The organism is Asaia sp. BMEF1 (assembly GCF_051628905.1).
In the GTDB taxonomy this organism is placed as follows: domain Bacteria; phylum Pseudomonadota; class Alphaproteobacteria; order Acetobacterales; family Acetobacteraceae; genus Asaia.
This window is the reverse complement of the sequence record NZ_CP157575.1, coordinates 566372-586142: the sequence shown is the minus strand read 5'-3', so window position 1 is coordinate 586142 and position 19771 is coordinate 566372. Positions and strand designations below refer to the sequence as shown.

Annotated in this window: 12 protein-coding genes; 2 read left to right on the top strand and 10 right to left on the bottom strand. The window is 61.4% G+C overall.

Translation table 11 applies throughout. The annotated features are described in order from the left end of the window. Nucleotides 1–23: 23 nt before the first annotated feature. The 7 genes from ABHV46_RS02525 to ABHV46_RS02495 form a co-directional block, all read right to left on the bottom strand. Entirely contained in the window at nt 24–4538 is a 4515-nt protein-coding gene (locus ABHV46_RS02525) for an AAA family ATPase (protein WP_438382573.1), read from the bottom strand. A gap of 127 nt (nt 4539–4665) precedes the next feature. Then, on the bottom strand, nt 4666–5283 hold the full coding sequence (locus ABHV46_RS02520) for a thioredoxin domain-containing protein (protein WP_438382572.1): 618 nt from the start codon (nt 5281–5283) through the stop codon (nt 4666–4668). A gap of 138 nt (nt 5284–5421) precedes the next feature. Beyond that, on the bottom strand, nt 5422–6342 hold the full coding sequence (locus tag ABHV46_RS02515) for a hemolysin family protein (protein WP_438382571.1): 921 nt from the start codon (nt 6340–6342) through the stop codon (nt 5422–5424). Next, nucleotides 6339–6779, bottom strand: coding sequence for an rRNA maturation RNase YbeY (gene ybeY, locus ABHV46_RS02510; protein WP_438382570.1), 441 nt, complete (start codon nt 6777–6779; stop codon nt 6339–6341). Before ybeY ends, ABHV46_RS02515 begins: the two co-directional genes overlap by 4 nt. A 70-nt stretch (nt 6780–6849) precedes the next feature. After that, nucleotides 6850–7938, bottom strand: coding sequence for a PhoH family protein (locus ABHV46_RS02505; RefSeq protein ID WP_438384178.1), 1089 nt, complete (start codon nt 7936–7938; stop codon nt 6850–6852). A 77-nt stretch (nt 7939–8015) separates the two neighbouring features. Beyond that, the gene (gene miaB, locus ABHV46_RS02500; RefSeq protein WP_438384176.1) at nt 8016–9386 is read right to left on the bottom strand and encodes a tRNA (N6-isopentenyl adenosine(37)-C2)-methylthiotransferase MiaB; all 1371 of its coding nucleotides are present in this window, start codon (nt 9384–9386) and stop codon (nt 8016–8018) included. A gap of 259 nt (nt 9387–9645) precedes the next feature. Then, nucleotides 9646–10590: a lysophospholipid acyltransferase family protein gene (locus tag ABHV46_RS02495; RefSeq protein ID WP_438382569.1), complete on the bottom strand. Its 945-nt coding sequence runs from the start codon at nt 10588–10590 to the stop codon at nt 9646–9648. Nucleotides 10591–11035: 445 nt separating this feature from the next. On the opposite strand from ABHV46_RS02495, the gene ABHV46_RS02490 reads away from it, so the two are divergent. Next, the gene (locus ABHV46_RS02490; protein ID WP_438384175.1) at nt 11036–12955 is read left to right on the top strand and encodes an autotransporter assembly complex protein TamA; all 1920 of its coding nucleotides are present in this window, start codon (nt 11036–11038) and stop codon (nt 12953–12955) included. Next, nucleotides 12955–17178, top strand: a complete 4224-nt coding sequence (locus ABHV46_RS02485; protein ID WP_438382568.1) for a translocation/assembly module TamB domain-containing protein — start codon at nt 12955–12957, stop codon at nt 17176–17178. The genes ABHV46_RS02490 and ABHV46_RS02485 overlap by 1 nt, the downstream gene beginning before the upstream one ends. A gap of 92 nt (nt 17179–17270) precedes the next feature. On the opposite strand, the gene ABHV46_RS02480 is transcribed toward ABHV46_RS02485, so the two are convergent. The 3 genes from ABHV46_RS02480 to ABHV46_RS02470 are packed head-to-tail and all read right to left on the bottom strand — an operon-like array spanning nt 17271 to nt 19756. After that, entirely contained in the window at nt 17271–17900 is a 630-nt protein-coding gene (locus ABHV46_RS02480; RefSeq protein ID WP_438382567.1) for a nucleoside/nucleotide kinase family protein, read from the bottom strand. Continuing rightward, nucleotides 17897–19390, bottom strand: coding sequence for a tetratricopeptide repeat protein (locus tag ABHV46_RS02475; RefSeq protein ID WP_438382566.1), 1494 nt, complete (start codon nt 19388–19390; stop codon nt 17897–17899). The genes ABHV46_RS02480 and ABHV46_RS02475 overlap by 4 nt, the downstream gene beginning before the upstream one ends. A 3-nt stretch (nt 19391–19393) precedes the next feature. Beyond that, on the bottom strand, nt 19394–19756 hold the full coding sequence (locus tag ABHV46_RS02470) for a response regulator (RefSeq protein ID WP_336945222.1): 363 nt from the start codon (nt 19754–19756) through the stop codon (nt 19394–19396). Between the last annotated feature and the right edge of the window lie 15 nt (nt 19757–19771).

Genomic DNA, 19771 nt, shown 5'->3' with positions numbered 1-19771 from the left:
GACATGGTTATAACCGCTTCCGATCAGGACACCACAGCCAGAGAACCCGTTTCAGCGAAGGAGGTTGCAAGACTGAGATCGACAGAGAGCACCTGACTGACTCCACGCTCCTGCATCGTGACGCCAAAAAGCCTGTCCATATGCGCCATGGTAAGCTGATGATGGGTTACGATCAGAAACCGCGTCTCGGCCTCTTCGGCCATATCCTTGAGCAGCCCGCAAAGCCGCTCGACATTGGCGTCGTCCAGCGGCGCATCGACCTCGTCCAGAATGCAGAGCGGGGCAGGCTGGCAACGGAAGGTCGCGAAAATGAGCGAGAGTGCCGTCAGTGCCTGCTCTCCGCCAGACAGTAGCGAGAGAGTCGAGAGTTTCTTGCCGGGAGGCTGGGCAAAGATCTCCAGACCCGCTTCGAGCGGGTCATCGCTGCCGACCAGTCCCAGATGCGCCTTGCCACCGTTAAACATGCGGCTGAACAGGGACTGGAAATGCCGGTCGACCTCGACGAAAACAGCCTGAAGCCGCTCACGCCCCTCTTTCTTCAGCATATTGATCGAGCCGCGCAGGCGACCGATGGCCGAACCCAGCTCCTCATGCTCCCGCATCAGATGATCGGACTGGCTGCGTGCCTCGCTATACTCTTCCTCAGCCAGAAGATTGACCGGACCGAGCGCCTCTCGCTCTTTCTGGTTTCGGTTCAGGCGGCGCTTGAGCGTGGTTTCGCTCTGTTCGGTTGGCGGCAGATCGAAGTCTTCTGGCGGTCCGGTGTCGCGGCTCTCGGCAAGTTTGTCGAGCTGGCCGCAGGCCTGTGTGAGGCGCTCCTGCAGGCGGATGGCGTTTTCGCGTGCTGACGCACTGCGTTGCTCTGCCTCTCTGCGCGTTTCGGCCAGTGTCTCCAGAGCGGCTTCGACTCCGGCGAGGGAGGAAACTGCGCTGGCAAATGCCTCTTCGGCTGTTTCCAGAGCGTCGATACTCCCCTGTGATGCGGTCTCCAGCCTGGTCCTCTCGGCCTCGCTCTGCGCGCATTCCGTCTGGCCCTGAGCGACGCGGGCGTCCAGGCGGACCAGATCGTCCTGCAGTGTTGCGGCTTGAGTGTCGCTCTCGCTCATACGCAATGTGAGCTGGGTTTTTTCCTGCTGGGCGCGGCCCAGAGTGGCCTCTGCGTCGCGGAGCGCCTCGTGATGCCGCACGGACGCCTCACGATGCGCGGCCTCCTGCGCCTGCGCCTGCAGAAAATCCTGCTCCAAGGGCATCAGATCGGGAATGAGTGCCAGGCTTTGCTGTCGCGCTTGGGTCTGGGCGAGGGCTTTCTTGACAGAATCGTGTTGGGGCAGGAGCGCCGAAAGGCGAGCGGTGAGGCTGAGTTTGAGGTCGCGCCTTGTTTGCAGATCTCTGCTCGTCGCACCGATTTCCCTGCCAAGCGTTTCAAGCGCCTGTCTCGACGTCTCGAGACGGCTCTCGAAATCCTGCAGGGCCGTCCGCTGCCTGTCTCTCTCCTCGGTGCATCGGGTTAGTTCCGCGTCGTAATCGGTCTGTGAGAGATGCTGCTTCTGTGTCGCTACCTCTGCCTGATCCTGTCGGGCCTGGGCCAGTGCGGCCGTCAGCGTGCGGGATTTGGTGGCGTTGGAGTCTTCCTGAAGCCTCAGGCGCGTGGCGTTTTCCTGGGCGGCACCATGTTCCGATTCGAGACGCTTGGCCAGTTCCAGTGCTTGGTCCGTCTCATGACGCGCCTGCAGGAGCGTTTCGCGCAAGCCGTCGATCTGCGTCTTGAGCGTGTCCTCCGATACGAGAGACGCAAGCGCCTCTCTTGCAGACTCGACGCGTTTGGCCGTCTCGTCACGCTGAATCGCGGTTTCCTTACGCGTCTGGTCAAGACGGTCGCTCTGGCTGCTAAGGCGATCGCGCTGAGTTAGAAGTGTCGTTTCCTCACGGCGTTTCTCGGCGAGTGTCGCTTCCTGCTGATGAAGCGCCTCGCGTAGTTCGGCGAGTTGAACGGTTTGGCAGTGCTCCTGCTGTTCCAGCGTCGTCACACGCTCTGTCAGCGGTGCGAGTGCCTGCTCGGCCTGTTCGATTTCTGAGTGGAGCGCACGAAGCGTGCTGAGATGCTCGACGCGGTTCAGCGCATTCGATGACAGATTGGCAGCTTCGCGATAGCCGTCCCATCGCCAGAGCGCGCCCTCTGCGCTGACAAGGCATTGGCCGGGCGCCAGCTGGCTTTGAAGCGCAGCGCCAGCCGCTACAGAATCGACCAATCCGATGGCCGCGAAACAACGATGTAGCGCGGTCGGGCAGTCGATCAGAGAAAGCAGCCCCTGCGCCGGCGCCGGTAGGGGCTGTGCAGCCAAGGCAGGAAGCTGCGCCCAGGCACGATCCTGCGTTTCATCCAGCGAGGCATCGAGCGTTGCATCGAGGGCGGAGGCGATGGCGCGCTCGAGGCCCGGTGGGATAATGAGCGACTCAATCAGAGGAGAGGGCAGGGCCTCCGACTGATGTGTGGCGGCGAGTGCGTCATGACGCGCGCGCAGGGCAAAGGCCTTGGCGGTCGTCTCCCGGCGTAATTTTTCATGCTCTTCATACTGCTGGCGACAGATATTGCGTTCTGCAGAGAGGCCCTCGATCTTTGCCGTCAGGGCAGCGACATGGGCCTCCGCCTCCATATGGGCGGCTTTCGCGGCCTCCAGGGCGTCGAGGGCGGGCATCTGCGCGTCGAGACTGGCGCGCTGGGCTGCCAGCGTTTCGATCTGGTGCTCGTGCCGAAGTTGCGCCTCACTGGCCTGCTCGTGCTCACGCGTCAGGAGGACGCGCTGCCGGGCAATGCTCTGAGCTTCCGCCTCGGCATGAGAAAGGGCCTGCTGGTGCTGGGTCAGCGTCGTGCGGGCCTGCTCGGCCTCACTGCGTGCCTTGTCGCGCGCGGAGAGCAACTGACGCGCCTTCTCGTCATGTCCGGCGAGTTCTGCTTCGCTGAGATGGGATCGGGACAGAGCTACGAGGTCTGCCTCATGCGCAGCGCATTGCGCATCAAGTGTCCGAGACCTTGCCACGAGGCGTGCGAGCGTATCGCGTGCCTGTTCGGCCTCTCTTGTGGCCCGATCGGCCTCCTGCTCGGCCTGTGAAAGCGCCAGGCGTGCATCCTGCTGGGAGCGGGTCAGCGTGGCGCTGGCCTCTTCCAGGGCTCTGCGCTGACGTCGCTTTTCGTCGAGCGCTGTTTGAAGGTCAGCAAGTTCCGCCTCGTCGGGAAGCTCGGCTTTGACCTCACCCAATGTCTGCGCCAGCTGGCGCGCCTCTTCGGTGAGGGCGGCGACACGTTCCGCGGTCGACTCATGTTCCGCCTGAAGAGTCTGGGCTGCCAGACGCTCGGCAATGAGACGGTCGGAGAGGGCCTGACGTGCTTTTTCCGACAAAGCCAACGCGGAGGCACTGCCCGTTGCCGTTTCGGCCAGATCAGTGAGCTTGCCTGGTAAATCCCTAAGCAGGATGTCCAGAGCGGCCATGGTCCCCATGAGGCTCGCGTGCCTCGCCTTGGCCTCTTCAAGGCGCGACTGGGCGATTGACCGGTCAGCCTGAAGCTGTGCTTGACGCTGAGCGCCCTGTTCTGCTGAGTTACGTGCCTGTGTCAGTGCCTCACGTGTTGTTTCGGCTGCGACGCGTAATTCGTCCCGCGCGTTGCGCAGGGTTTCGACCTGCTCTCGCAGGTTGAGAATACGTGCTTTCTGGCCGATGCCGTGCTGCTCGGCGGTGTGGGCCGAGGCGGCGGAGTCGTCGCGCTCCTTCTCCGCCGCCTGCAACAGGGACGTAGTGCGCTCGACCAGAAGCTCGGCGCGTTTGTAGAGCAGCCAGGACAAAGCCTGCTCATCATCGCGTATTGATTCGGACAGGCTGCGATAGGCGCGCGCCTGAGTCGATTGTGCTTCAAGCTGCTCGAGGCGTATCTCGATCTGCTGACGCAGATCTTCCGACCGCTCCATATTGCCTTCAGCCTGGCGCAGCTTGAGTTCCGCATCGTGGCGTCTCGCGTGCAGCCCGGTTATGCCCGCAGCTTCCTCGAGCAGTGAGCGGCGCTCCTCGGGCTTCGCGCTGATCAGCGCGCTGACGCGGTTCTGGCTGACAATGGAGGAGCTGCGAGCGCCTGAAGAAAGATCGGCAAAGAGCGTGGTAATATCCCGCGCGCGCAAGGCGCGACCGTTAAGGCGAAAATCGCTGCCCGAGCCGCGCTCGGCACGACGGCAGATTTCAAGTGCATCGGAATCGGCGAAGGGGGCGGGCGCGAGGCCAGTTCCCTCTTCGAGCCAAAGCGTTACCTCGGCGAGAGAGCGGGCCGAGCGGGCGCTCGTGCCGGCAAAGATCAGGTCGTCCAACTCGCCGCCGCGCAGGGCGCGAGCTGAGCTTTCGCCCATGGCCCAGCGCAGGGCCTCGACGACATTGGACTTGCCGCAACCATTGGGGCCTACGATGCCTGTCAGCCCGGGAAGGATATCGATCGTGGCAGGATCGGCGAAACTTTTGAAACCCGCTATCCGCAGGCGCGTGATCTTGGCTGACATACGCGAAAAGCGGGGTCCTATTCTTGGCGTCTTTCCAATCGACCGAAATATGCCGAAAGAGGCGCGATGCGGCAACGGACTAGGTTTTTGAGGCCCGATCCGTCCGCGCATTTAGCCCAATGCGGTGTCAGCCGCCAGCCTTCCTGACTTCGGATTCGAAAGCCTCAAAGGTCAGGAGTTCCTGATTATACGGCTTGTCGTTGAACATGAAGAAAGGCGTGCCGCCGATATTGTATTTGGCCTGATCGGCATCCTGCTGGGCAACAAGGGCCTGGCGGAGCGCATCGTCACCATCGATCTTTCTGAACTGATCGGCGGAGATGCCAGCCAGGGCTGCCATCTGCTGGATCTGCTTTTTCGGGTCGATGTCACGGGCGAAGGCCCAGCGGTCCTGCGTCGAGAGCATCGAGTTGACGAAGGGCACATAACGTTCGACCGGCAACGAACGTGCGACCATGGCGCCGAGAAGAGCGATCTGGTCGAGCGGGAAATCGTGATAGACATAGAAGACCTTGCCCGTATCGATGAGCTTGGTCTTGACCTCCTGAAACACCGTCATTTCGAAATGCGCGCAATGGGTGCAGGTCAGCGAAAACCACTCATTGACCGTGACCGGCGCCTTGGGATTGCCCAGCGTGCGCGGAGTCAGACGTACATCATGGCTCGGGGCGTCTTCGGCGCGCGCCTTCGACATGAGGGCGAGGGCAGGGATCGCTGCCAGGAAACTGCGCCTGTAAACGGACATGGAAAACACTCCGGTTGAATGATGTCAAAGTTTTGAAGACCGGAAGGGGCGTCGGCGTCAAGTGCTGGCGCCCGGCAGGAGGCAGGCGCCAGCTTTTGCGCGGAAGTGGCGAAGGGCACTGCAAACGCCTGATCGCGATCAGCGGGTTTCAGTTTCCCGATCGGGCTGACCGTTATCGCTGCGCACCCAGTCTGAGGGCACGCGCATGCGCAGGGCACGAATATGACGCGCATCGGCATCGGTCACGCGAAAGACGAGACCGCTCTCATGGGTAAAAACCTCGCCTCGTATCGGGACGTGGCCTGCCAGTCGAAAGACGAGACCGCCTACAGTCTCGATTTCTGCTTCACGCTCTGATTCGGTCAATACGGGGCCCATGAACCCCTCAAGCTCATCGACAGGCAGGCGGGCATCGATATCGAAAGACCCGTCGGCGCGCTCCGCGATCATGGCCGAGACAGGCTCGTCATGCTCGTCGGAGATGTCGCCCACGATAGTCTCGACCAGATCTTCGATCGTCACCAGTCCATCCACACCGCCATATTCGTCGATGACCAGCGCCAGATGGGTACGGCGCTGACGCATCTGAAGCAGCAGGTCCAGAACCGGGATCTGGGGGGCGACCATGAGAGGTTGTCTCAGAAGTGGCTCGATATCGAAAGCCTCGGATGTGCCGATATAGGCGATCAGATCCTTGACGTGAATCATGCCGATGACGTTATCGAGATGCTCACGATAGACCGGTACGCGCGAGTGGTTTTCGCGACGCATGAAATCGAGCGCCTCATCCAGCGTGATATCGGCTGACATCGAGACGATATCGGCACGTGGCACCATGACGTCATCGGCAGTCTTCTCGCGCAGATGCAGCACATTGGTGATGAGCGCGCGTTCCTGACGGTCAAGCTCGGGGCGGGTTCCGCCCTCGGGATGGGGGGTTGCCGCCTCTTCCACTAGAGCGGCGATGGAGAGTCTCAGCCCCTGTTCGCGCCCCTTGCGGTTGAAGATTCCGAACAGCCCCTTATTGGGCCTCTGGCGGTGCTCGTCGCTCTCGCTCATGCGCCGCGTCCTCCACCCAGGCGCCAGGGGTTGGGAACCCCCAGACGGGCGAGAATGCGGGACTCGGTCATCTCCATCAGCCGCGCCTCGTCGGGGCGATGATGGTCGTGACCGGCTAGATGCAGAAGCCCGTGAACGACAAGATGCGCAAAATGATGAGGGAATTTCTTGCCGCTCGCCCGCGCCTCGCGATGAACCGTTTCATAGGCCAGGGCGATATCGCCATCGCCGAACGCGCCGTTCTCCTCAAAGGTGAGGACATTGGTCGGCTTGTTCTTGTCGCGAAACGTGGCGTTGAGCGCCTTGATGGCGTGATCGCCCGTCAGGAGAAAAGCTGGAATGCGATCACGGTCCAGCCAGGGCCAGCTTGCCTCCAGACAGCGCGCAACCAGCGCCTCCAGATTGGGCACGCTGGCGCGCCAGCGGCGATCGGCCACGATCAGATCGAGACGTGAGCGAAGGGCCGCCCTCGTGATAGAGGACGGCTCTTCGGCGGATGGGGTAAGACTACTTCGAGGTTCCATTGTATTCCCGGCGCGACCTGCCTCGGGAATAATCCCGTGCCGCAGCCACTCGTTGATCATAAGCGTCCACGATGCGGCCCACGAGCGGGTGACGCACGACATCGGCGGACTCGAAACGCGTAATACCAATTCCCGGCAGGCCTTCAAGGGTCTCGACAGCTTCACGCAGCCCTGACGCGACACCCGAAGGCAGATCGATCTGGCTGAGATCGCCCGTGATGACCATGCGCGCTCCCTGTCCCATACGGGTTAGGAACATTTTCATCTGGGCCGGGGTGGTGTTCTGGGCTTCGTCCAGAATGACGAAGGCATGGGCGAGTGTGCGCCCACGCATGAAGGCGAGGGGGGCCACTTCGATTTCGCCATTGGCCATGCGCCTTGCGACCTGGTCGCCGGGCAGCATGTCGTTGAGCGCATCGTAGAGAGGGCGCAGATAGGGATCGATCTTTTCGCGCAGATCGCCCGGCAGAAAGCCGAGACGCTCACCGGCCTCGACAGCAGGGCGCGAAAGAATGATGCGATCCACCTGACCTGCCTGAAGCATGGCGACACCCTGCGCCACGGCGAGATAGGTCTTGCCCGTGCCTGCCGGGCCGATACCGAAAGTCAGTTCGGTCCGGGCCAGCATCTCCATATAGGCTGCCTGACCGCGCGAGCGAGGCGCGATCGCCCCGCGCTTGGTCCGTATGGCTGGCAAATCCTGAAACGGGGCCGTGGCTTCCGCGTCGCGTCTGGCTGGTTCGGCAGGGCGTGCCTGCGAAGCGCGGGGCTCTGGCTGTCGCGAGGGACGGGGCAGGGCCGAAAGGCGAATAACACTATCTACCACAGGCCCGTCGATCTTGCCGCCATGCTCGAGCTGATTGTACAGCGCCGTGATGGCCGCCTGGGCACGCGCGACAGACGCGGCCTCGCCCGTGATGGCAATCTTGTTGCCACGGCAGGTCAGACGGACATCGAAGCCCTGCTCTAGGCGGATCAGATGCCGGTCATGATCGCCCAGCAATTGCTGAAGCAGGATATTATCGCCAAAGCGCAGCGCCGAGGTGCGATGGCCTTGTTCCTGAGGGGGGATATCAGGCGGAAGCTGTCGCCTGGAATGACGGTCATTGGTCCCGTGTCCGGGATGCGACTGGGGTGCCGAGGGGTGGCTCAAGCGCAGACTCTCTCCCGTAAGAGTGTACCAGCCAGCGAATTGGTAAGACGCTGGGTTATCACAACCGGCACGGTCTGCCCGATGAGGTCATCGGGCCCATCGACATGCACCGGTTGCAGATAGGGTGAACGCCCGGAGATCTGGCCTGGTTTGCGACCGCGCCCGGTAAACAGCACGGGCAGGGTGCGACCGACCATATCGGCGTTGAAGGCGTCCTGCTGCTCGCGCAGCAATGCCTGCAGACGCTGAAGCCGAGCGTCTTTGACGGCTTCGTCGATCTGGAAAGGCTGACCGGCAGCGGGTGTGCCAGGACGCGGGGAATATTTGAACGAAAAAGCCTGCGCAAAGCCGATATCGCGTACGAGCTGCATGGTCGCCTCGAAATCCTCTTCCGTCTCGCCGGGGTGACCGACGATGAAATCGGAAGACAGGGCGAGATCGGGGCAGGCTTCACGCAGCCGCGCGATCAGCGCGCGATACTCATCGCCCGTATGACCACGGTTCATCGCTTTGAGAATGCGATCCGACCCGGACTGGACCGGCAGATGCAGGAAGGGCATCAGGGCCGGGTTATCGCGATGGGCATCGATCAGCGTCTGGTCCATGTCGCGCGGATGCGAGGTCATGTAGCGGATGCGTTCCAGCCCCGGCAACGCGGCCAGGGCGGCGGCGAGCTTCGGCAAATCGGCAACGCCGCCCTGACCGTCATCGCCGTGATAGGCATTGACGTTCTGACCCAGAAGCGTGATTTCGCGCACACCGCTCTCGACCATGCGTTGCGCCTCGGCCAGAACCGAAGGCAGCGAACGGCTGGTTTCGGCGCCTCGCGTATAAGGCACGACGCAGAAGGAGCAGAACTTGTCGCAGCCTTCCTGAATGGTGAGGAATGCGGTGAGATTGCCCTCGACCTGCGGTGCGGCCTCCTGAGGGAGGAAGTCGAACTTCATCTCGATCGGGAAATCGGTGTCGATCACGGCACCGCCGGCGCGCGCTGCGCGGGCGACCATCTCGGGCAGGCGATGATAGGTCTGCGGGCCGAGAACGATATCGACATAGGGCGCACGCGCGAGGATCTCTTCACCTTCGGCCTGGGCAACGCATCCTGCCACAGCGATGATCGACCGGCTCAGCCCGGAGGCCTCGCGTTCTTCACTGATCTTGCGCAGGCGGCCCAGTTCAGAAAACACTTTTTCAGCGGCGCGCTCGCGGATATGGCAGGTATTGAGAATGACCATCTCGGCCTGTTCGGGCGTTGTAACGGCACGATAGCCGAGCGGGGCCAGAACATCGGTCATGCGCGCGCTGTCATAGACGTTCATCTGACAGCCCCAGGTGATGACATGCAAGCCGCGCGTGTTGGCCGTCATGTCGTTCTGGCCGGAGATACTGCTGTCGGTGGAAGCCTCGACGGTCACGTGTCCTTACCTTTTGCCAAGTGGCGCTGTTCTGCGGGGCGGGACGTCGAGAAAATTCCTGAATCTCAGGGGTGTTTCCTCCGATTTGTCTCGTATGCCCTTTTATGGATGGTCTCACAGGCGTTGTAGCCGAAAGACGCGATAAATGCATGGGTAATATTTGAGAAGACCGTTGAAGCTCCGGCTTCAGCACGCGAGGCGTCCGAGCGGCTCAGAGCTTGACCGCCTCGGGCTGATCGGGGTTGTGATGGAGCTGTGCCACACCCAAAGCCACGATTTCCTGCACCGCTGAAGAGAGTTCCTTGCGGCTTGGAAAATCGGCGGGGTCTACCGGCGGGTGCAGTATCACAGTGGCTCCAAGCGAGCGCCACTGTGTGACCGACCAGATATGAGGCGCGAGTTCCATATCCCCATACCATGCCAGAGCCGTGCGTCTGGCGCGTCCGATCGGGAGTCCGTCGAGGCGATCATAGACGATCGACACAGGCTGGATCAGAACGGAGGGCGGCGTCGGCAGTGATGTATCGACGCGACTTGGTTTGGCGATGGCAAAGAAGGACGACATGAAGGGCAGCACATGCGTGCCATCCGTCGACGTGCCCTCGGGGAAGAGAATGAGGTTATCGCCGTTATTGAGGCGATCGGTCATGGCCTGAAGCTCGCGCCCGGTATTGTTGCGCTGGCGGCTGACGAAAATTGTCCTGCCCAGTCGGGCGAGGGTGCCGATAACAGGCCAGTCGGCAATCTGCTGCTTTGCGACGAAAACGGTGGGCAGAATGCCGCCTGCCACGGCGATATCGAGCCATGAGGAATGATTTGCGACGAAAATGATCGGTCGCTCACCGTTCTTGACAGCGATACTGTCGCGTATCGTTCCGGCGGCCTCGCCGACCACGCGAACGCGAAGCCCGAGAATGCGGCAGATCGTTGCCCAGTAGAAGCGGGCGAAAACGATCTTTGCCGCGCTTTTGCGGCGAAGCAGCGCGCGCTGGGGCACGCTGGCGACGAGGGTCCAAAGGCAGGAGAGCCCCATACGCCTGATCGCGCGAAGCCGACAAAGAAAGCGGTTCCCCAGAGCAGGCTCAAGCGGGGCGGTCCAGGGTTCGGGGCCGGAAGCGTCACTCGCGGGACGGCGGCGCGTAATCGCGTCAGTCATTGACCCATACCTAACGCGAAACCGCCACCCCGGACAACCGCGATAGCGCGATGATTTGATTAAGAGTGTGCGAAACTCCACCTCAATCGGTCGGGGTGGGGAAAAGAATACACGCGCGTCTTTTCTTGGTGCCACAGCCATGACATGATCTGGACACGCTTTTCAGCCATTGCTTGCAAGGATCGACCAAACAGCAGGAGTGCCTTTGCTGTCGTTTTGCCGCGTTTCGCCTTTCCCCCTCTCCCGTACCGATCGGAAGAACCCGCAACTGAAAGCGGCTCTTCTGGCCGGTGCCGTGGTCTCCCTGTGTCTTGTCGGTGCGCCGATACTCTCCGAAGCCTCCGCCGCCAGCAAGTCGGACGGTAAGGCAGCGCAGAAGCTGGCTGAGCATGATGAGGCCTATCAGGTCGATATTCTGCCCTCATCCGATCCCGATCTCGACCCGATGGTACAGGCTTCTTCTACGCTGGTGTCGCTTCAAAAAACGAGGGCAGTCGATCCTTATGCGCTCGCCGGGCGCATAAGGGGCGATTACGACCGGGTACAAACCGCGCTCGAAAGCCGGGGGTTCTACGCAGGCAAGGTCGTTATTACAGTACGGTTGTCAGATGGTCGGGAGATCGACGGGCGTGATCCGGCCCTGCCGGACCGCCTCGCAGTCACGAGTGGCCCGGCTTCGGGAAGTAAAAAGCTGCGTATCACCATCAAAACGATCACCGGGCCGCAGTTTCATATTGGCAAGGTTACGCTGGTGGCCGGGCCGCTGAATGGCGAAACGCCATCCACTACCTCGGGCGCGCCAGACAAGTCGGTCACAGAGGGCGCGGCTAAAAATAAAGCGGCGTCAGGCGCGCAAAACGCTCATGGCGTCTCCCCGGTTACGGCAGCCCCGCGCCCGGTGATTCTCGATGAGACAGCGCGTAAAGCGTTTGGGCTGGAGACGGGCCAGAAAGCAGTGGCCTCGGACGTGCTCGCGGCTCAATCGGGTCTCCTGCACGCCCTGCTCGAAGGAGGCCACGCCCAGGCCAATGTCTCAACCCCTGTCGCGTATCTGCGCCCCGCAACGCATACGCTCGACCTTGAATTCGCTGTGGGGGTGGGGCCCGTTGTCGATATCGGGCCTGTCAGTTTCACGGGACTTGAAAGGACACGCGAAAAATTCCTGCGCCGTCGTCTTCTGATCCACGAAGGTCAGCTCTATCAGCCGAGCAAGATCGAAGAGGCGCGTCAGGACCTCGCGGGAGTAGGGATCTTTTCCTCGGTCGGGGTGCATGACGCACCACCGCTGGTCGCGCTGGCGCACGGCCAGGGCACGCCAGGCGTTACACAGGCCATGCCGCTGCGTTTCGCGCTGGCGGAGGGCAAGCGACATACCGTCTCCGGGCAGGTGGGCTACTCCACCGATCTCGGTGGCCGTCTGGGAGCGAGCTGGACCCATCGCAATCTGCTCGGCGCGGCGGAGCAGCTCAAATTGACGGCGCTTGTCACCGGGCTTGGTGGCTCTGCCCAGCAGGGGCTCGGCTATGATGTCTATGCCGATTTTCTCAAGCCCGATTTTCTTCGACGCGACCAGAATCTGAGTTTGCGCGTCGAAGGGATCAGGCAGTTGCTCTATTCCTATCATCAGACGGCCATTCTTCTGCGCGGCGGGCTGATAAGACGGCTCAACAAGCGCTGGAGTGTCAATGGCAGCCTCGTGGCCGAGCAGGAGAACATCAAGCAGTTCGGCGTTTCGACCAATTATCTGATCGTTCAGCTTCCACTCGGTGCGGTCTATGACAGTACCGAGTTGTCGAACCCGATCGATCCGGCAACCCATGGTATGCGCGCCACGGTCAATATCACCCCGTCTGAGTCGCTCGAAAACGGCAGTGCGTTTTTCACGATCATGAGCGCCAGCGCCTCGACCTATTTCGATCTGCATCGAATAGGCGTGAGCGCGCCGGGGCGTTCTGTCATTGCTGTGCGTGGACTCGTAGGCTCGGTACAGGGGGCGTCGACCTATCAGATACCGCCCGATCAGCGGCTTTATGCGGGTGGCCCCGCTACGGTTCGTGGCTTTCGTTACCAGGGTGTCGGGCCGCAGAACGGTAAATATGGCATCGGCGGTACTTCGTTGGATGCGGGGTCTGTCGAATTCCGTCAGCGCATCCTCAAGAGCTTCGGGGCGGCGGCGTTTGTCGATGCCGGTCAAGTGGGTGTTGGCAGCCGTCCCTTCCAGGGCAAGCTGCGCGTCGGTTATGGCGCGGGTGTGCGCTATTACACTCCCATCGGCCCGGTGCGCCTCGACGTTGCCTTACCAGCTAACAGGCCGCCTCATGGCGATAAATGGGAGCTTTATATCGGTCTCGGGGAGACTTTCTGATGAGCGGTCGCCCTGTAACCGATCGGATATCACGCGACGTGTCGCCGGATCCTGGACCCAACCCGAAATCCCGTCCAGCGCGCTGGAAGCGTATCGTGCTTTGGTGTGTCGCGCTGATAATCGGCGTGCCTGTGGCACTCGTGACGCTGGCTTTGGTCGGCATTCTGATTTTTGCCAATATCCCGTACGGCCAGCGTTTCATCGAGCGCGAGACGGCAGGTTTTACGGGCGGTATGGTGCAAATACAGGGGCTGGACGGGGCTTTTCCCTACCGGCTGCACCTGCGTCACCTGACGATTCACGACCATATCGGGCCTTATCTGGCCATTGACGATCTGCGTCTGAACTGGTCGCCGCTCGCGCTCTTGCATAAATCAGTCAAGGCCTCGCTGCTTCAGGCACAGGCGCTACGTTTCGACCGGCTGCCGGTCAGCGATCCGTCGGTTCCGACGTCACCGTCTGCGCCCAGCACGCCCTCGAGCCTGCATCTCAAGATCGACCTCAAAAAACTCGATATTGCCCGTATCGATCTGGGCAAATCCCTTGCCGGATTTCCGCTGAGCGCTTCTGCGCAGGGTCATCTCGCTCTGGCCGATCTGGCGCCGATACTCGACGGTCTGAATTTGGGGCATCTCCCCAAGGCCGATCTGGGGCTCACCATCAAGCGTCTCGATCGTCCCGCTACGATTGCCATCGTGCTGGGAACACCGCACGACGCACTCAATCTGCATCTGACCGCACAGGACGGGGCAGAGGGCCTTGTGACCCAGTTCGCGGGTACGGACACGCTCGACCCGCTCACCCTGACACTCGATCTCTCAGGCCCGCTAAAAGCCAATCATCTCCTGCTCGACATGCACGCGGGCGCTGTGAGCGCTCACGCTCAGGGAGCGCTCGACCTGCTGCGTCATCAGGGCAGTCTGAACCTCAAGGCGTCGACTCCTGCCATGTCGCCGCTCGCTGGCGTGGCATGGAACGGGTTTTCGCTTTCCGCCGAATTGCATGGCGATCTGCTGGCGCCTTCGGGCAGCGGCGCCCTCGACCTCGACTCTCTTGCTGCCGCCGGTGCCGGTGTGACTCGTCTATCCGCCCGGTTTTCGGGCGATGAGGGCAAGAGCGTGCGTGCCGATAATCTGCTGCTCACCCTGCGTGCTGAAGGGGTGCGCGTACCGGGTGTGCCCAGTGCGCTTCTGGCGACGAGCCCGATAGAGGCACGGCTGACGGCGCAGCCAAATGCCGTAGGGCAACCCGTAGCGCTGACCGTCAAGCATGATCTGTTCCAGCTTGGGGCATCAGCCCGCCTCAAGCCGGATATAAGCGGCGCCCTCGATCTCGTTCTGCCCGATCTCAAACCGTTGGCGGCCATCGGCAAGATCGCGCTTGCAGGTCACAACGTGACCCATGCCGATTTCACCTATCGGCCCAAGGGAGAGTCGCGCGTCAAATTGCTTGACCGCCTGTCGATTACGGGCGGGATGAAACAGGCTGTCTCCCTGATCGGTGATAACGCCACGATCGCGCTCGATGCCACTGCGTCTTCCGAGGGCAAGACCGGACGCATCGTAAGGATCGGCGATCTGACCATCGACGGGCGGGCGCTGCATCTGCATGACGAAGCCTCACTGGCACTGGGGCACACCCCCTCAGTGGTAAGCGACCTCGTTCTTGCCCTCCCCGATCTCAAGGCTGCGGCCCCTCAGCTTCATGGGCATCTCGCTTTGTCTGCCCACGCCGAAGGGCCCCTTCAGGACCTTGCAGCGAGAGCGCAGGTCAAGGGTGAGATCGGTGCCAGCGAGGTGCCTGCCGGGCCGCTGACGCTCGATCTGAATCTGCAGCATCTGCCGACAACGCCCGAAGGCACGCTGCGCGCCGACGGCAAGCTCGATGGGCGCAAACTCGCCCTCGACGCTGCCTTTGCCCGTCATGGCGATGGTTCGGCCGAACTCGTTCTGAACGCGCTCGACTGGGCGAGCCTGACCGGCAAGGCGCATCTCGTGCTGCCGCCTTCCGCACGCGTGCCCTTGGGAACCATGGCGATTGTGGCTGGAAATCTGAATGATTTCAGCGCGCTTGCGGGTCATCGCCTTGGCGGCAAAATCGCGCTCGATGTGCATACGAGCGAGGCATCGGAAACTGTGCCTCCCGTTGTGAGCCTGTCACTCAAGGGCGGTGTCAGTGCGCCCGAGGCCCGTTTGGGCGCGATCGACCTTTCTGGCACGATCAATAATCCGGTCGACAAGCCGAATTTCAATCTCAGGCTCGCCCTCGCCGGCATCGACGCGCAGAACATCAAAGGCGCGGCGAAACTTGCCGCACAAGGGCCGCTCGATGCGCTTTCTCTGTCGCTCAGCGGGGCATTTCAGAATGTCATGGCGGCCCCGGCTTCTATCGACACGGCGCTCTTGCTCGATCTGAGCGCTAAGAGTGTGCGGCTCAACCGCTTTGCAGCCTTGGTCAAGGGCGAGAGCATTCGGCTTGCTGGCGCTACTAAGGTCGATTTCGGCGAGGTCATGGGCGTCGATCGCCTCCAGCTTGCCATTGCGCCTCAGGGTGTTTCGCCGGCCACGTTCGATCTGTCCGGAGCGATCAAACCCAAACTCAACCTGCATATGCGTCTCGCCCAGGTAACACCGGCGCTCGCACGGCCTTTCGTTTCCGGGTTCGACGCCAATGGTGTTCTCTCCGCCCAGGCCGACCTGACGGGAGAGATCGCGCGTCCGGGCGGATCGGTCTCGGTCAATCTGCATGGTTTCAGGCTGCGCAACGGGCCAGGAGAGTCGCTGCCGCCCCTCTCGCTTCAGGCCAATGCGCTTTTGTCAGGCCAGACGGCCCAGCTGACCGCACAGGCCGATGCCGGAAGCAAGATTACCCTGCACGCCAATGGCGCGGTGCCGCTTTCTGCTTCCGGTGCTCTCGGGTTGCGCGTCAATGGGGCTCTGGATCTCTCAGTGGCTAATGCCGTTCTTGGTGCCCAGGGCATGGGAGTGAGCGGCAAGACGGCAATAGACCTCACTCTGAATGGCGTTGCGACGGCGCCCAAGGCGAACGGTCGCGTCACGCTCGAGGGGATCAATTTCGCCCATTACGGGCAGGGGGTAAGGCTGACGGACATCAATGGCGTTATTCTCGCCAGTGATGACAGCCTGACCTTGCAGAACGTGCTGGCTCATGCGGGTAAGGGAACGATTGGGTTGACTGGCTCGGTCGGGTTTTTGCGGCCCGGTCTGCCCCTCGATATCAGGATTGTTTCACGCAAGGCGCAGCCAATCACGAGCGATCTGCTGACAGCCGTGATAGACACCGACCTGCGTGCGCATGGTCAGCTTTCCTCCCGTCTCGATGTCGATGGCACCATTCGTCTGCCTTCGGTCGTAGTGAATATTCCAAGTTCGATGCCGGCTTCGGTACCGCAACTGACGGTTATCAGACCGGGCGAGAAAAGGGAGAGCAGCACCAGTTCCCTCGTGATCGGGCTCGATATCGGGGTAATTTCCCCAGGCGAATTCTTCGTGCGCGGTCATGGCCTCGACGCCGAGATGTCGGGAAAGCTCCATGTCGGTGGTCTTAGCACGGCGCCCGACATCTCGGGGGGCTTCGATCTCAAGCGCGGCTTTTTCAACCTTGCCGGGGTCAATCTGAACTTTACCAAGGGACGCGTCGCTTTCGACGGCTCCGGCGTCGATCACAAGCTCGATCCGTCGCTCGATTTCCGCGCCGATCGCAATGTTCAGGGCACGCTCGCAAGCCTCGTTGTCGGAGGCTATGCCAGCGCGCCGAAGATCGACTTTACGTCGCAGCCCTCGCTGCCGCGAGATCAGGTTCTGTCGATGCTGCTATTCGGCAGTTCGACTGCCTCGCTCTCCCCGACACAGCTTGCCAGCCTCGCCGCAGCGGTCGCCCAGATTACGGGTGGATCAAGTTTCGACCCGCTCAACAAGGTGCGCGGCCTTCTAGGCCTTGATCGACTCGCGGTCGGTGGCGGCAGCGGCGTCAATAATGGTGGCGCGAGTCTCGAAGCGGGAAAATACGTGATGAAAGGCGTTTATGTGGGCGCCAAACAGGCAACAGGCGGCTCAGGTACGCAGGCTCAGGTGCAGGTTGATCTGACCAAGCGGCTGAAGCTGAATACGACCGTTGGGACAGGAGGTCAGGTGACCGGCTTTACCACGCCGGAGAACGATCCGGGATCGAGCATCGGTCTCAGCTACGGTTTCGATTATTGAAAGAGGAAGCGAAAAGGGGGCGTTAGGCCCCCTGTTTTCTCCGGCTCTGGATTGTCTGAGGGTCGAAAGGTGAGGGGCTGAGTACGGGAGCGTCAGAGCGTTTCGAGTTCCGGCACATATTGCCAATCTGCCTTGTCCCGTGTTTCCAGAATGATCCGCGCGTTAGGGGCGTCGGTTACGGCAATCCAGTGGCGCGCTTCTTCCGGCGTGCGACCAAAATGGACATGACGCGCTTCGAGCCACTGATTGCGCACTGCCTCGTCAGTGGCGACAAACCAGCTTTCATCAAGATAGCTGCGCACGACCGACCAGGCGCCATCGCATAGCAGATAATTGCCTTCGACGATCACCAGCTTGCGGTCGGGCAGTACGGGTATCGCCCCGGCGATAGGTTCTTCGATTTCACGGGCGAAAAGCGGCGCATATACGGTTTCAGAGCCCTGATGGCGGATACGGTCGAGGAGCGATGTGAATCCTGCGGCGTCGAAGGTGTCGGGGGCACCCTTGCGCCCGGCGCGGTCGAGACGTTTCAGCTCGCAATTGGCCAGATGGAAACCATCCATCGGGACGACGATGGCAAGCTCGGCGTAATCTGCGGCAAGCTGCGCCGCAAGCGTCGATTTGCCGCCGCCCGGAGCGCCGACCAGACCGAGAATGACCCGGCCTGGACGCGAGAGAAGCGCATCGAGCCTTTGTCTTGCGGTTTCGTAGCTGGACGTCATGACGTTTTTCGTTCCGCTTCGTTGTTGAGGAGATCGCGCACTGAAGAGACAACGTCCCCCCAGTCCCATGCACGTGTCTGGCGCAGAATGCGCAGGGACGGATACCAGGGACTGTCTTGTCTGTCGGTCATCCAGCGCCAGCAAGGGTTGACCCTGTCCATGAGAAGAACAGGCTTGTTCATGGCCCCGGCGAGGTGCACCACGGATGTATCGACCGAAACCACTATATCCAGATTATCGATCAAGGCAGCTGTGTCGTCCATCGTCCGGCATTCGGGCATCAGATCGATGATCGGGGTCTCAGACTCGGCAAGCTGATTTGCGGCGATGCCTTTCTGAAGGCTGTAAAAGCTTGTTTTCGGCAGGTCGAAAAGCGGGCGTAACGTTTCGAGCTTCATGGACCGGCGCTGATCGAGCATGAAAGGCTCTGTCTGATCACGTCTCGGTGCGCCGGACCATACAAGTCCGACCCTGAGATTGCGGTCGTCCAGAAGTTTCCCTGCGAAATACGCCGATTTCGCAGGGTCGGCCGCGATATAGGGTGGGTCTGCGCCGAATAGCTGCGGTGAGGCCACGAATGCCCTTGGCAGGCTGATGAACGGGCAATGATAGTCGTAGTGAGGTGTCGTGCCGCCGCATTGCACACTGGCAACGCCCTGCACGCGGGCACAGAGATCGGCCATGATATCGGCGCCCCAGACTCGGATGATGGCGCCTTTCTGAGCCAGCAGGGGGAGGAAACGAAGATACATGAACGTATCGCCGTATCCCTCTTCCTGCGTCACCAGAACATGCTTGCCGCGCAGATCGAGTGTGTCGGTAATATTGGGCAGAAGCTGGGCCATCGGCAGACTGGTATGACCCGGCAGACGAAAGCGCCATTCATGCTCGGACCAGCCTTGCTGGAAATAGCCGGCCTTGAGCAGGGCAATGGAATAGTTGAGTCGCATCTGCGGATGATCAGGCTTGAGTTGTATGGCCTGACGATAAAGGTTGATGGCCCCATGAAGGTCGCCACCGGCGGCAACGATATAAGCGATGTTCGAGAGCGTGCTCGGATCTCTCGGGTCCAGCGCCAGCATCTGCTCCAGCACGTTGCGCGCTTCGTCGAAGCGGCCCGCCTGGGTGAGGGTGCAGGATAACACGCTCAGGGCCGGCAGATGGCCCGGTCTACGTTCGAGGGCGTCCCTGAGGCGACCTTCGGCCTTGTCGAGATCGCCGAGCTGCATGAGAAGCGTGGCGCCAAGTTCAAGAAGGCGACAATCCTGAGGTGCGGCCTCGGCGAGACGGTCGCTTAGATCAAGCAGTTCGGCACGGCGATCGTGCACTTCCGCAATCGGCAGAAGCGTTTCGAGAGGATGCGCCCCGACGCCCGAAACAACAGCGAGTGTTCTCGCTATCTCGACGCAGCGATCAGCGTCGCCAGAGAGAAAGGCTTCGCTCAGGCTGGCCTGTTCGGTCTGCTGCCCTATGCCCACGCCCATATTCATGACTCAACTCGTCGGCACCAGCTCTTGAACAACGGTGAGAATGGCATCGAGCTGATAGGGTTTCGTCATGACCCGGTCGATCGGTGAGGCGCCGTCCAGCTTCATCCCGTGGCCCGTCGTGTAGATGATCGGCAGATCGGGGCGGATCTGCCGACTCTCCTGACCCAACTCAGCACCGCTTCCGTCAGGAAGTGAGATATCCATAATCAGGAGGTCGAGAGGTTGTTCGCTATGAATGAAACCGCGCGCCGTTGCACAGTTTTCCGCCTCCAGAACCGACACGTCGCTGTCTTCCAGAAATTCGATCAGACATGTCCTGATCAGAAAATCATCCTCGACGACGAGGACGGTGGGCGGGGTGGGCATAGGCGCGGGTCTCGG